Genomic DNA, 15,341 nt, shown 5'->3' on the forward strand with positions numbered 1-15,341 from the left:
AGCTTATATCCAAGAGGTCCTTCCAGATATTCAGTCACAACTTCTTCCCTAAATTCCTCACTATACGTTGCCATAAAAAATCACCCCAAAAGTTATTTTTTACTCTAACTTTTGGGGTGCAGGTCCAATTTCCGGGGCTAGTGTGGTGATTGTTCGTAATTTGCCGCCTATAATCAAGTTATGTCCCAGTCTCTTTCCATTAATTATTACTTAAGATTGTATTAACACAAATAGAACTTAACCGAAACGTAATCACAACACAATCTAGAGGATTAAATTCACCATTAAAATATATTTAATACTAATCTAGAAATCGTTCTTTCAGCTCAGGTGTAGGAATCATACATGAGTCACGTTTCCCAAACCACTTATAACGATTTCGAGCAATAAAATTATAAATAGGATTTCTTAACTGACTTGGAATAATAATAAAGACATATAACAATTTAATGAATCCTGACAAATTTCGACATACTTTAAGTGCAGCAGTTGATTTTGTATATACCTTTTCTCCTTCTATTAAAATGAAACTATCCCAATCATTGGGAATCTTTTTTTCTTTTAATAACCCCTCACCCACTCTACTTTGAAGTGCAGTGAATTTAAAGATTCCTTTTGGATCCCTCTTAATGACAAATTGAACGGTATTATTACATAGATTACATTCCCCATCAAACAGAATAATTCGTTCCATTTCTTCTCCCCCTCGGAAATCAAAAAAGTTAATACAACTTCATCAAACAAATTTTTTCCTTGTCAAATAGCTCACTAAAATATAAGCGAAAAAAGATACGATTACTGGCATAACAACTGCATGCATACCAAATGGTTTAAAAAAATTATTAAATATTTCAAGGTAGTTTGGCAATATTGATACTAGGTATTCTGATTTGGAATATACCATTGGTAGTAGATCTGATAATGTATATAAGCCAACTCCAGTTATAATAGATGCAATTGCACCATACTTATTTCCTGTTCTCCAATATAAACCTAATACAATCGGCCAAATAAATGCAGCTTCTAATCCACCAAACGCAAATAAGTTCAGCCATATAATTAAATCAGGTGGATCAAGCGCCATTATAAATACAATTATACCAAGTATCCCAGTAACGCCAAGGCTCATTCTTTTAATTACTTGATGGGAGGCATCTGGACGAATGTAGTTGATATATACATCCTTAATTATAGTTGAACTTACTAAGATAAGAAGCGAATCAACTGTAGACATAATTGCTGCCATTGGAGCTGCTAAAACAATTCCAGCTAGCCAAGCAGGCATTGTTTCTAAAGCAATTAATGGCATTACTTTATCTCCAATTTCAATTCCTGGTAAAATTGGTCGAGCAAATACGCCTATTAAGTGCATGTTTAACATAATAAATCCTACGACGATTGTTCCAATAATTAATGCTCGGTGCATAGATTTAGCATTTTTATAGGACATGGCACGAACGGCAATTTGGGGTAGCGCAACTACTCCAACACCAACTAATATCCAAAAAGAGGAGACATATGCTGGTGTAAGTGTTCCTTCCGCACCAAATGGGGTAATTAAATTTGGATTCTCAGCATGCAAATCAGCAATGATATTGGGAATGCCCCCTCCTGCAATGATTACTGCTATGAGTAATACAAGTGTGCCTACAAACATTATTATCCCTTGTACTGCATCTGTTAATGCAACCGCCCGAAATCCCCCAATAGTAACATAAACTAAGACGGAGATTGCAAAAATAAATAAAGCCGATGTATAGGATATACCTGTTAGTGATTCTATCAACCTTGCCCCACCGATCCACTGGGCTGCCATGGCAGAAAATAAAAAGATAATAATACTTAATGCGGAAAGAATGACAACTACAGAAGAATTGTAACGACTTTTTAAATAGTCAACAATTGTTATCGCTTTATACTTCCTCGTAACAATCGCAAACTTTTTTCCTAAGATCATTAATACAAAATAACCTGTTGCTACTTGTGACATAGCAAGTAAAACCCAACCTAAACCCATCGTATAAGCTGTACCTGGTCCACCAATAAAACTACTAGCACTACCATATGTAGCTGTCATCGTCATCGCTAGTACAAATCCGCCTAAACTACGCTCTCCAAGAAAATACTCTTGCATAAATGATGTCGATGATTGCACATATTTACTCGCGTATAAGCCGATAAGAAAAATAATTACTAGAAATATTATTAGTGGAATGATTGCAAACCAATTCATTACTTTTCCTCGCCCTCTTCATCCTCTTCAAAAGGAATCTCAACAAAAAAGAATTTCACAACAACAATAACTAAGATAACCATAACGATAAATCCTAACACACAGCTATAGAAAAACCAGTCTGGTAATCCAAGTATATATGTATATTCTTCAGGTTCCCTACTACCTAAGCCATAAGCAAAAACATACCACCAAACAAAATTAATGAGAACTAATGCAATTCCAATGATTGCTTCTCGGTTAGCAATTTTGTTCCAGTCCTTTTTATCCCGCATAGTGTACCCTCCGTATTTTGTATACAACTCCTAATACTTCTATAGTAGTATTTAGATAATTACATTTTCATATTAAGCCTTTCCATCATTATAACAATGGAATAAATATTAATAAAATAGATATTTTTTCAGAAAAAATGCAATTACATAATTATTATTACGTCTAATTTTATGACTACCAGGGGGTGATGTATTATGTCACATAATGAGATTGTAGCTGATTGGTTTGAACGCTATGGAAATGATATTTACCATTTTCTTATATATAGAGTTGGACCAAATGAAGCAGAAGACTTACTGCAGGAAGTCTTCATTAAAGCTTTAAAAGGGTTTCATGGATTTAAGAAAGATTCCTCTCCAAAAACATGGCTATTTACAATTGCGCGCAACTTAGCCATTGATGAATCCAGAAAGCGGATGTCTAAAAAAAGAGCAGATACCGTACCACTTGATATAACTAATGAACCTAAAACAGATACATCCCCTGAAACTATCCTGGATTTTAATGAAGATACTAAACAAATTTACGAATGTATTCAATTATTAAAACCTAAATATCAAGAAGTCATTATTTTAAGGGGAATCAAAGAACTTTCTGTTCAAGAAACTGCAAGTATTTTGAAGTGGAGTGAAAGCAAAGTGAAATCAACCCATCACCGCGCTAAAAAAGCTCTACAGGAAGAATTAAGGAGGTGTTTCCCTTATGAAGAGAAGAGAGCATCAAGATCCGCTAGATAATCATTTGCGTAATATGCCAAAGCCAACATTAAGTAAAAATAAGGAATTACAAATAAAGCAAACCATTATGAACACTAGGGCGAGTAAACAGAAACCGAAAAGAAAAATGAATATTAAAGGGATTACAGCAACATTTGGAGCACTTGCAGCCGCATTTTTATTTGTTGTATTGATATATGGAAATCTTGATCAACCATTTCAACCTACCACTTTAGCTTTTTCTGACTTTGTAGAGGATGAGGTGACTAAGATTTCGGGAGTAACAATGGATACCACGCATCCACAAGAGGACATGGAGATAATGAAGGATGCATATCTATCAGAAGATAAAGAGATAATTGAATTGTTTTATGAAACAATAGGTACAATGGAAATTAGAGAGAGTGAGGAAGAATTGGAAGAGGATTCCTCATTTACAGAAGTGCTCAATATCTACAATAAAGATGGTGATGTGATTGGGGTTCTTGAATTTAGTCAGACCGACCTTGTTCGGATAAATGGTGAGCAATATGAAATGGAAACAGTTAAATGGGAACAGTTTAAGGATGGCTTCTTCACAGAAAGATATTTAGTTACCGAGGAAGAGGATGAAGAAGAAAAGCCTGAGGATCAACCTGAAGAAACTGAGGATGTTCAAGAACTAATGGAGAAGGAACTTGCCAAAGCGCCAAGCCAAAGAGATTGGGAAAAGATTGTTAATCATGTCCGTGAAGGAGCAAATCCAGATAAAGCTCTTTTACTTGCTGCAAAAGAAAACAATGAATCCGTTGTTGCACAATTACTAAATTTAGAGGCAAATCCGAATACAGTCGATAATAACAATGATACTCCACTTACTTTAACGACAAGTACTCAAGTAGCTGCATTACTTCTAGATAGTGGAGCAACAATTGAACATCGTAATGGTCGAAACTATACTGCCTTAGTTAAAGCTGTATATGGACACCAAACTGAAATGGTTAAGCTACTTTTAGAACATGGGGCAGATCCGAATACTCTGGTAACACCTTCCAGTGATAAAACGGTACTATGGATGGCTGCAAAGTATAATTTCATGCCGATTGATGACTTACTCCTGGAACATGGAGCAACACCAGTTCAAGGTTATGAGTTTTCAGACTGGATGGCTTCTGAAGTAATGTTCTTAGAAGAGAGATTGGATCAAGATTTCTTATCCTATGCCGCTATCGGAAAACTACCTGATATCATGACAGTTCAGTTACCAGCTGACCCATCCGTATTCGAAAATCAGTATGGTTTACCATTTGAGTCCTATGAAGTAGATGGTGGAACAGCTGATGTTTATGGCGATCATATTTTCATACAACTTGACGGGCAAGATATGTATTCCATTTATCGCTATGAACTTAATCCTGGGGATAATGTGACAGCAGCTGATATTGAAAGTATTCTAGGTTCTCCAAGTGATATATTTAGTAATTACGACATGGATAGAGAGATTATGTTATATAGGTTGGACCATTATGAATTACGCTTTATCTATGATGGAACTGTCAATTATCCAAAAGAAGAAACAGCTATTCTAGCACTGGAACTTCATTTTAATCAACCTGGCGTCATGGAACCTGCTAGAAAGGTAAGGGATTTATTAGCTGAAAGGGATATGACTGAACTTGCAAATTTTGTGCACCCTGAAAAAGGCGTATTGTTCGCACCTTTCTTGCAATTATACACATCACCAGTAACCGGTGACGAACATGAACCAATCATATTTTCTGCAAATGAGATTCCAAAATTACTAGACGATCAAACTGTATATCACTGGGGTGACCATGGTGCAAGTGGGTTGCCAATTGAAATGACACCATTAGAATTCCTTGATGAATATATTTACACAGCAAAAGAACCAGATGCCTTTTATGTAAACCAGCAAAACCTAATGGGACCAGAGTTTTTCACTAACCATGTTAGAGAGCTTTATCCAGAAGCCCATATGGTACAATATAGCTTCGATGAGACTGTTGAAGGATATGATTTAAGTTGGATGCAATTAACATTAATATTCGAGGAATATAATGAGGAATGGAAGCTTATAGGAATCTTGCATAACGAGTGGACTCCTTAACATTTCAAGTTGGATAGGAAAGCTAGTTGGCTTTCCTATCTTTTTTTGTGATGACCGATAGAATTAATTGCTATTGATTTTGTTAGAGTTCTTTTGTATATCGGAGCGTCATCAAAATCATTTTGGCTAAAACCTCTGATAAAATAAACTTGAGTGTTGTTCTCAGCATCATCCCAGCTTTAATTCTGGCCAAAATAAACTCGAGAACCTATCTCAACATCATTTCGGCTTAGATTTTAACTAAAATGAACTCGAGAATCATCCTCAACATCATTTCAGCTTAAATTCCCGTTAAAATGAACTCGAGACTCACCCTCAACGTCATTTCAGCATAAATTCCCGTTAAAATGAACTCGAGAATGAATCTGTGAGATTTTAAAATACAATAAGGGTACCTCTTCATAAGAGATACCCTTGATTCTAACTCTAATTTTCTAAACTAACTTTCAATACCTTATCTTTCACGTGAACCATTTCAAATGTCTTCGATGTTGTACCATTCGTGACAATAAGTGTAACTTCTTTCTCTTTCAATATATCCACTTGCTTTTTATTCAATAATAGCTTGCGAGGTTTCTTTTCATTGTAAATATTAATTAAAACATGAGCATCTTTTTCTATTCCTTCTAAATCTTTCGTATGAACTGTTGCTGTTCCATTGTTTTTCTTCACTGGGACTTCCACAAATTGTGGTTCATCCGAATCTTCACCTGGAACCTTATCAGTAGTCGCAATTCTGCCCTCTGAACCATAAACAATTGGATTTTCTTCCGAGCTATTTAAATGCTTAACATATGCTACCATTCCATCGACATCAACAGGACCCATTTCTGCATTTTGACCTAAATCCTTAATTGGCCCATCAGATGTGCCCATGTAATTGTTAACAGTTAAAGTATACACAGCATCCATATCAATTGGTGACCCATCAGGAAGGGTTATATCCACAACCTGTTGCAGTTCAGGATTAAATGTGTAATGGAATCCTGCAATACTATAGTCAGCTCCATAACCTGATAGTTGCTTATTTAGAATTGGGTATAGGTCGGCACCTTTAATTTCGACTGTCATTAGTGTATTTCCAAATGGCAAGATATTGTATAACTCACCCCAAGTAACCGGTCCAGCTAATAATACATCCCGGATGCCACCACCATTTTGCATTGCAAAATCACTATCCATTGTCCATTTCATTCCATCTGCAATGAGGTTGCCAAGACCATGGTCACTATCATTGGCATAGCTTCCCGTTAAATCTTGTGCATTATAGCCTACTTCTTCATTGATAATTGGAGCAATCGCATCTGCATAGAATGCTAAAGTTTCTGCTACAACTGGGTCAGGAGTATATTCACTTTGCTTAACAAATACAATCTCCGCCTCTTTAGAAATAATATCTCCTGTTGTGCGATTGATTTGTACATCAACATCCGCAAAAGCTTTTCCGTATTCATTCGCTTGAACGATAAGCTTGTTATCTACTACAGCATTGTTTACTACGTGGTTATGTGCTGCAAAAATAATATCTACTTCATCATCCACAGTATTCGCTAAATCAGCAGCAGCCCCCGTTGCACTTGCTCCAGATTGATAAGCTGGCATATGTGCCAAGACAACAATTGCTCGAATATCTTGTTCTTTCAATTCAGCTACTGCTTCATTAACTGCATCAGTCTCATCAGTAAATGCTACACCTTCTAAAGATGAGGGCATTACCATGTTAACTGTTTCTACTGTATTAACACCGATAAATCCGATTTCAACGCCATCTACTTCCGCTATATAATACGGATCTAAGAATCTTTCACCTGTATCTTCATATACACAGTTAGCACATAGTATCGGGAAGTTCATACCGTCATAGCCCTCTGTACCTTTACCTTCTGGATGGTCACCACCATTTACCATACGAAGAAGCTCATCAAGACCTTCATCAAATTCGTGGTTTCCAACGGTACCAACATCAAAGCCGATTTCTTCCATAATCTCAACAGTTGGCTCATCTTGAAGTAAACCAGAAACAGGGGAACTTCCACCAATCATGTCACCAGCATGGACGATTAATGTATTTGGATTCTCTGCCTCTCGTTCCTTGATTGCCGCAGCAGTATAATCCAAACGACCATACATATCACTAACACCGTCCCCATCTGGGTCAACGAAATATTCTTGGTCAATTTTCCCATGAAGATCATTCATACTTAAGAATTGAACCTCTACTATGTTTGAATCTTCACTACCAACCGGCCTATAACCATAAGATTCTGCTTCTTCTGGGCTACTAAAGAAAACACGCTTATCGACCGGTACATCTGCCCAGTCCTCAGGATCAACATACTCCATTGTATCTGAGTTACCTACATAACGTAATAACCCCTTTTGATCATCAAAAGCACGGAAGACAAAAGGAAGTTCTAATAAAGGATTTTCTGGATTCCAGATTCCAAGACCTGCAGCCTTCGCTTCTTTTACAGCTTCTTGATATTCAGGGTAGGCTTCCTCATCAATTGGCGCGATAAAGTATGTCGATGCATAGCCTTGTGCTACCATTTCAAGGTTAACGTTTAATCCATCTTCTTTACGAATGACTTCCGCTAAAATACGACCATAGTCATCTGTTGGTTGATCACCAATCTTAAGATAAATTTCGTCGCCTGGTTGAATTAATTCACTGATGTAAGATGTAGCTAAATCACCATAGTATTTTTGATTTTGATTAATTTCCGCACGCTCTGGGTCATTATTTTTTGCGCTATATGTTTCAGCAGTATCCATATTTACAAAACGCACTCTAGTTTCACCAAACACTGGTGTACCAATGCGAATTGTATCCCCGTCAGTAATTCTTTCTACAGTAGTTTCATAGTATCCCGCTGCAGAAGGAGGATCGGGTTGTTCAGCAGCTAATTGAATATCTGCTTGCTCGGTAGGAATGAGTTGATAGTCATTGTATTGACTAACAATAGCTGTAATGTCATACCATTTATTGGATTCTACTAAAGAAATATCTAAAGAACTTTGCATAACACGTAGAGTTGTACCATTAAAATCATTATCAATTAACGATACATTATATCCGTTTCCTGCGGGGCTACCTGGAATATTATTGATAAAGCCATGAACTTGAACAAGCTCACCTTCATAACTTTCAGCAACTGCAGGATTATTTAAATCTTCTAAAGTAATTGTCTGTACTTCTGGTAAATCTTGTTCTTGAGCTAACACTTCAATTGATGTTGGTATTATTTCTTTTAATCCATTATAAGAATCTAATTCTCCAACTACTTTAACTTTGTCACCTTTTTCTAGAGACGGTAACTCGCCTTGTTGATAAGCATATAAATTAATACCAGCCGTATCATCTTGAATATACGTTGTAAACTGTCCCGGATTACTGATTGCAGCACTATCGGCTAACACAATCCCCTCTACAGAAACAACTGTACCGTCTTTCAAATTACGAACATCATTGATTGAAGAGACTTCTGTATCAGGATCTCCTGGTTCACCAGGCTCTCCTGGATCTACAGGATCTACACCATCCATCTCATGATACCCAAGATAAGTAAAATTATCTTTTCCTTGATTTGTCCATTCATTAGAATCATAGCTTGAATTTGGAGCTATAATGGAGGAATTTCTGACTAATGTTTTGTCTGCACCATAATTATCACGTACACCGATCGTACCAAGAACATCTAGTATACTATCTTTATGTTTTAATACGACAGCATCGTCACCGTTAAAATTAATAACCGCATTATTTGTCACATCAGCTAATGCTAAGATGTCTTCATGAGCACTAGCATGAGCTAAAACAAAAACATCACCATGAGGCAGTACGCCTGATAGAGTTAAAGACTGACTTGGAGAAGAGGCACCATTGCTATATAATTCTAGTGTATAATCTGCTAGATTAATAGCTTCACCTGTTCCATTAAAAATTTCAATCGCTTTGTTAAATGAACTACCTTCTACATACTCTGATATAAACAGGTCATCAGCGAATGTTTCTTCCTCATTTGTCGTATTCGCAAATACATAGGGCGTATTTGTAAATACTAGTGTAAAAATAAGAAATAGATTAAAAGACTTCCAAATCAATGCTCTTTTCATGTGTACCCTCCATTTTCCTAAATGATAGTGTTATAAAAAACTCACACTCCATTCATACCACATAAAATTCAGTGATTCTATGCACTTTTTGTAAAGATGATAATATTCCGTACTTTTTTCCTACATTTTTTCCAAAAAAGGTTATTATTACCTATGTTAGATTAGACGGACTTAAGACTTAATTTTCCATAAAATAAAAAATAGTAGGACTACAATGAGCCCTACTAAAACAGCGTATTTATTTGCTCGTTAATATACTGAAGGTCGTGATATTCTACTTCTTCATTATTCAAATTATACTTTTCCTTTAGTCTAAGAATTCTCTCCACACTTTCGTCTATACGTTGTTCACTTAGTTCCCCTTGCTGAACAGCCATTTTGATTTTTTCAATTGTGTGAACGATATCTTCATAATGTTCACTTATTAAAATAATATCCGTACCTGACTTAATCGATAGTACGGCTGCATCACCAATATCGTAATGGTTCTCTATCGCATCCATCATCATATCATCTGTCACCACAACCCCATCAAAACCTAGTTCCTCTCTCAATAATTCAGTAATGACCGCTTTCGACATGGATGAAGGATGTACGCTGTCTAGTTGTGGAAAAAGAATATGTGCAATCATGACGACATCTGCACCTTGACCAATTGCCTCTATGAAAGGAATTAATTCTAAATCATAGAGCTGTTGTAAGCTTTTATCAATAAGTGGCAATTCGTAGTGGGAATCTACTGTTGTATCTCCATGCCCTGGGAAGTGCTTTATAACTGGAATAATATTCTCTTCACTCATGCCTTTCATCGTTTGTATTCCAAGTTTTGTAACAAGGTCTGGACTATCCCCAAAGGCTCGGTCTCCAATTACAGGATTGTCTGGATTATTATTTACATCTAGTACTGGTGCATAATTCATATTCATCCCATATGCATGTAATTGCTGCGCCAATATATTACCAACTTGATAAGAAAGCTCTGGATTATTGTTAATTCCTATATCCCAACTAGTTGGTAATCCTTCTAAATCAGGAAGTCTAAACACTCGCCCTCCCTCTTGATCAACAGAGAGAAATAAAGGAATGTTATTGCTATTGGCATTCATTCGTTTTATACCATTCACGAGATTTCTAGCTTGACTATAGCTAGTTAAGTTATCCCGGAAGAAAATGATTCCACCAACTTTATAATCCTCGATTAAATTAATTGTTTCCGGTGTTGGAGTCGTCCCTTCAATTCCGGCAATAATCATTTGCCCTATTTTTTCATCTAAAGTCAATGTTTCAAGTAAACTTGAATCCTCCACTAAATTAGCTGGTTCTGTGAAGACTACAATATGGTGTAGCTTTGGATTCGGTTCTTCTTCCGTTGGTCTAGGAAGAACCCATTTTAGTTGATAGTTTTTATTTAATTGGTAAACCAAAATAATTTGATCGAGTTGTTCATCTTTATAGTATCTTTCCTCATCAGGTTGACCACTAAAATGAAGAATTTCCTTATAAGATATATTGGATAACTCTTCATCAAGTGAACGAACATCAAATATCGTTTCTCCTTTATATCCAAATGACAAATTTTCACTCTCATAATCGATATAGATTCCATCTCCAAAAGCAGTAGAATTATTTGGTTCACCGAATTCGGTAATCACATCATCATACTTCGTTTCTCCCACAATAACAGAAACATTTGGAACAGTTCCCTTTTTTGCATGTTCAATGACTTCTCTTAGGAGCAGTTTATTCATAATAAAATCTTTCTCAGGAATAGTGCGATTGATATCTTTGACCTCACGATTCGAGAGCTTGTCTTTCGATTTCAACAAAAACCCACCATATACCGCCCCAACTACAAGGAGAAGGATTATTAGTATAATTATTAATTTTTTCAACTTCTTCACCCCTTCTCTCCATTTACTACTATATCTATTAATCGGCTCTATTATATATGACGAAGACTATTAATATTATGTGTCAAATCTAATAACTAATAGTCAATTTAATTGAAAATAACTTATTAGAAACGTATAATATAACTAACATACGGGGCATTAGCTCAGCTGGGAGAGCGCTACACTGGCAGTGTAGAGGTCAGCGGTTCGAGCCCGCTATGCTCCATATTCCTTTTAACTCTTGCAGCTGCAGGAGTTTTTTATTTGCTCAAATTTCTATGAAAAACAAGTTTATAATTAACTTTATTTATGTTATAATATTCTGAAAATAAACTATAATAAAAAAGGAGTTTTTCTATGCGTTAATTTAAGAAATAGCATTCTATCCGTGGCCCACCTATATTTTATCTTGAAACCTAATAATAACTAATATAGGGGGATCTACAATGATAGAATTTCAGCCCATCACTTGGAATAACTTTGAAGAATGTATTCAGTTACAATTAACCAAAAGTCAGAGAAGCTATTTAGCTTCCAATGTTTACAGCCTTGCACAATCATATGTAGCATTACTGAACGATAAGCTACCAGCGTTGACTTTTGTTATTTATCATCATGAAACGATGGTCGGATTTATTATGATGGCTTATGATACCGCTGAGGAAAATGAATATGGCGATGAACCATGCTATCACATCCTTCGATTTATGATTGATGAGCGTTATCAAAAAAAAGGTTATGGGACAAAAGCTATGAAAAAAGCAGTAGCATATTTAAAGACTTTTCCACAGGGGGTAGCTTCTTCGATTTATATTTCATATGCCCCTGAAAATATCGTAGCAAGACATCTCTATCTAAATCTTGGTTTTGTGGAAACAGGTATCATTTCTGAGGGCGAGATAGTTGCCAAAATTACGATTTAAATAAAAAAAGTTCAAGCATAACGGTTGCTTGAACTTTTTTCTGTTACTAATTTAAAAACCGGATAACTAATGGAATTTTCCACGCTTCTCCTTGATATGCTTTCACTGCTGCAACGATAGTTATTATAAAACCAGCTAATGCTACAAGAGGTGCTAAAATCAATCCAACTAAGACTATTACTAATATCCCACTCACTACTCCATAAATAGCAAAAGAAATAATAAAGTTAAAATATTCTTTCCCATGAAAATCAACAAAATAAGAACTATCCCGCTTTAATAACCAAATCAATAATGGTCCAAGAACAGGGGCAGGAAAGCTTAATACATATAATAACATTGCAAATAAACGATCATCTTCTGTTGTTGCCATCTAATCGCCTCCGATATTTAGAAATTCTCTTTGATGCTTATAACTATTTTACGTCCAAAGGGAGCAATAGGTTTCATTAAAAAAAGGGCAGATCTTTAGTCATAAAATATTCTTAGAAAAAAGGATATAGAACTTGTATCTAGAATACTTAATATAAGTGACTATTAAGGGGGTACTAATTAATTGATGACTGTAAGAAAAGATAATATCATAGACAACTATCATGGAACAAAAGTATCTGATCCATTTCGTTGGTTAGAAGATCCGCATTCTAAGGATTCACTTGAATGGAGTAATTGGATGGGAGAAAAGTGCAAAGATTACTTTTCTAGTATTCATACGAAAGAGGAAGATCGTAAACGATTAAATGAATTATGGAATTATCCAAAGTATTTTGTTCCTAAAAAGATACAAAGGAAACTTTATTACTTGAAAAATAATGGGTTACAAAATCAAGCTGTTCTTTTCTGTAAAGATGAAGAAAACGATCATGTTGTACTTGACCCGAACAACTTAAGTGATGATGGTACCGTTGCGTTAACAAACTATTCCTTTAGTAAGGATGGGAAATATTTAGCTTATGCAACGTCTACTCATGGAAGTGATTGGCAGGAGATTCATGTTCTTGATTTAAATACTAACAAAAACCTAACGGATCATATACAACATGTTAAATTTACTAATATTACTTGGTCACCAGATAGTTCGGGGTTTTTCTACAGCAAATTTCCTGAACCTGGGACGGTTTCTCCAGAAGATGAAAGTAATTTTAATAAAGTATATTTCCATACATTAGGTAATAACCAAGAGGATGACGTGCTTGTACATGAACAACCTGAAAATAAAGAGTTAATGTTTTCTTCCTTTCTAAGCGATGATGAGAGATTTATTGGTCTTTATGTTTTTCTTGGTACGGCAACAGAAAACCGTATATATATTAGACCAATTGACTCCGATGAGCCATTTACAAAACTACTAGACCAAGCAGATGCCGAATACTCTTATGTTACAAATAAGGGTGATATATTTTATTTTAAAACAGATTTACAAACTCCAAACGGAAAAATTATCTCTGTTGATATAAACAACCCAGACTCAACGAAATGGAAGGAAATTATTCCCGAACAAGAAGACGTAATGGATTTTGTAATAGCCCTTAATGATAAATTAGTAGTAGGCCTCTTACATGATGCCCACCACCAACTAAAGATATATGAACTAGATGGAACATTTTCTCATGATATCGACCTACCGATTCTAGGATCACTAACAGATATTACTAAAAGTAAAGAAGACAATGAAATATTCTTTGGTGTTACATCATTTTTGAGTCCAACAGTAGTTTATAACTATAATGTAGTGACTAAAAAACTAAACATCTTTGCTGAATCTGAATTACCAATTGATACATCACAATTTGAAACAAATCAAATATTTTATACTTCAAAAGATGGCACAAAGGTTCCAATGTTTATCACTCATAGAAAAAACGTACAACTAGATGGCGAAAATCCGGTAATCCTCTACGGATATGGTGGGTTTAATGTTAATATGACCCCATCTTTCAACCCTGCAATTCTACGTTGGTTGGAAAAAGGTGGGATATATGCAGTTGCTGTCCTCCGTGGAGGTACAGAATACGGTGAAGAATGGCATCGAGCAGGAATGCTAGAAAACAAGCAAAATGTATTTGATGATTTCATAGCAGCAGGAGAATGGTTAATTGAAAACAAGTACACACGAAAAGAAAAACTCTCTATCATGGGAGGTTCCAATGGTGGGTTATTAGTAGCCGCATGTATGGTACAAAGACCAGACTTATATGGAGCAGTTATCTGCCGTGTGCCAGTAATTGATATGCTACGTTATCACAAGTTCACAATAGGCAGGTACTGGATACCAGAGTACGGTAGTGCGGATAATCCGGAGCATTTTCCATTTCTGTATGCTTACTCCCCTCTGCATAATATTAAAGATGGGGTGAAATATCCTCCAGTGTTAATTGCAACTGCTGAGAGTGATGACCGTGTCGTTCCAGCACATGCCAAAAAATTTGCAGCTACTTTATTGGAAAAAGCAGATAAACAGTCAACAATTGTCCTAAGGCTTGAAGCAAAAGCCGGTCACGGATTAGGTAAACCTACTTCTAAAGTAATTGAAGAATGGGTTGACTTTTATGCATTTCTTGATAAAGAGTTAGGTTAATTTTAAGAATAAAAGTCCTTCATACTTGATGAGGGACTTTTTTCTATGAACAGAGATTCTCTATGATTTCTTACTGCATTTCCCTTTCATCACCTCTGTGAACGGGATTTAACTTTGGTTCCCTGCTGCATTTCCCTTTCATCACCCTTATGAACGGGATTTGACTTTGATTTCTTGCTGCATCTCCCTTTCATCACCTCTATGAAAGGGATTTAACTTTGATTTCCTGCTGCATTTCCCTTTCACCACCCATATGAACGGGATTTGACTTTGATTTCTTGCTGCATCTCCCTTTCATCACCTCTATGAACGGGATTTGACTTTGATTTCTTGCTATATCTCCCTTTCATCAACCCTATGAACGGGATTCCCAGCTGATTTCTTACTCATTTTCCCTTTCACCAACCCTATGAGCGGGATTTCTCCTTTCATCTATGCTCAATTTCCCCTTCACGCTACTAATCCCCTCCCTTAAAACTTCCCCACAACAAAAATAGCAG

General features: G+C 35.9%; 10 protein-coding genes and 1 tRNA gene. 5 read left to right on the plus strand and 6 right to left on the minus strand.

Annotated elements, in window-relative coordinates:
- Positions 1-301: 301 nt before the first annotated feature.
- Genes IEV35_RS10725 through IEV35_RS10735 form a run of 3 tightly spaced genes read right to left on the minus strand, consistent with a single transcriptional unit; the run spans position 302 to position 2,508 of the window.
- Positions 302-694 (minus strand): thiol-disulfide oxidoreductase DCC family protein, encoded by a 393-nt coding sequence (locus IEV35_RS10725; protein ID WP_188384656.1) that lies wholly within the window; start codon positions 692-694, stop codon positions 302-304.
- A gap of 42 nt (positions 695-736) precedes the next feature.
- A complete protein-coding gene (gene panF, locus IEV35_RS10730; RefSeq protein ID WP_188384657.1) occupies positions 737-2,233 on the minus strand; it encodes a sodium/pantothenate symporter in 1,497 nt (498 codons plus the stop codon).
- Positions 2,233-2,508: a YhdT family protein gene (locus tag IEV35_RS10735; protein WP_188384658.1), complete on the minus strand. Its 276-nt coding sequence runs from the start codon at positions 2,506-2,508 to the stop codon at positions 2,233-2,235. The genes panF and IEV35_RS10735 overlap by 1 nt, the downstream gene beginning before the upstream one ends.
- 195 nt (positions 2,509-2,703) lie before the next feature.
- Here IEV35_RS10735 and IEV35_RS10740 point away from each other — a divergent pair, with 195 nt between their 5' ends.
- Together IEV35_RS10740 and IEV35_RS10745 are read left to right on the plus strand one after the other, a co-directional pair.
- Positions 2,704-3,246: an RNA polymerase sigma factor gene (locus IEV35_RS10740; protein WP_188384659.1), complete on the plus strand. Its 543-nt coding sequence runs from the start codon at positions 2,704-2,706 to the stop codon at positions 3,244-3,246.
- Positions 3,212-5,332, plus strand: a complete 2,121-nt coding sequence (locus IEV35_RS10745) for an ankyrin repeat domain-containing protein (protein WP_188384660.1) — start codon at positions 3,212-3,214, stop codon at positions 5,330-5,332. The genes IEV35_RS10740 and IEV35_RS10745 overlap by 35 nt, the downstream gene beginning before the upstream one ends.
- Positions 5,333-5,758: 426 nt before the next feature.
- Here the strand turns inward: IEV35_RS10745 and IEV35_RS10750 are convergent, their stop codons facing one another.
- Positions 5,759-9,448, minus strand: coding sequence for a 5'-nucleotidase C-terminal domain-containing protein (locus IEV35_RS10750; RefSeq protein WP_188384661.1), 3,690 nt, complete (start codon positions 9,446-9,448; stop codon positions 5,759-5,761).
- 224 nt (positions 9,449-9,672) lie between these two features.
- On the minus strand, positions 9,673-11,349 hold the full coding sequence (gene nagZ / locus IEV35_RS10755) for a beta-N-acetylhexosaminidase (RefSeq protein WP_188384662.1): 1,677 nt from the start codon (positions 11,347-11,349) through the stop codon (positions 9,673-9,675).
- Positions 11,350-11,493: 144 nt separating this feature from the next.
- Between nagZ and IEV35_RS10760 the strand changes: the two genes are divergently transcribed.
- Together IEV35_RS10760 and IEV35_RS10765 are read left to right on the plus strand one after the other, a co-directional pair.
- Positions 11,494-11,566, plus strand: a tRNA-Ala gene (locus IEV35_RS10760).
- A 220-nt stretch (positions 11,567-11,786) separates the two neighbouring features.
- Positions 11,787-12,263 carry a GNAT family N-acetyltransferase gene (locus IEV35_RS10765; RefSeq protein WP_188384663.1) on the plus strand — a complete coding sequence of 159 codons (477 nt, stop codon included), beginning with the start codon at positions 11,787-11,789 and terminating at the stop codon, positions 12,261-12,263.
- A 46-nt stretch (positions 12,264-12,309) separates the two neighbouring features.
- On the opposite strand, the gene IEV35_RS10770 is transcribed toward IEV35_RS10765, so the two are convergent.
- Positions 12,310-12,636 carry a DUF4870 domain-containing protein gene (locus IEV35_RS10770; RefSeq protein ID WP_188384664.1) on the minus strand — a complete coding sequence of 109 codons (327 nt, stop codon included), beginning with the start codon at positions 12,634-12,636 and terminating at the stop codon, positions 12,310-12,312.
- 186 nt (positions 12,637-12,822) lie between these two features.
- Between IEV35_RS10770 and IEV35_RS10775 the strand changes: the two genes are divergently transcribed.
- Entirely contained in the window at positions 12,823-14,841 is a 2,019-nt protein-coding gene (locus IEV35_RS10775; RefSeq protein ID WP_229740724.1) for a prolyl oligopeptidase family serine peptidase, read from the plus strand.
- The last annotated feature ends 500 nt before the right edge of the window (positions 14,842-15,341 follow it).

Source organism: Ornithinibacillus halotolerans (assembly GCF_014637405.1).
Lineage (GTDB): Bacteria > Bacillota > Bacilli > Bacillales > Amphibacillaceae > Ornithinibacillus > Ornithinibacillus halotolerans.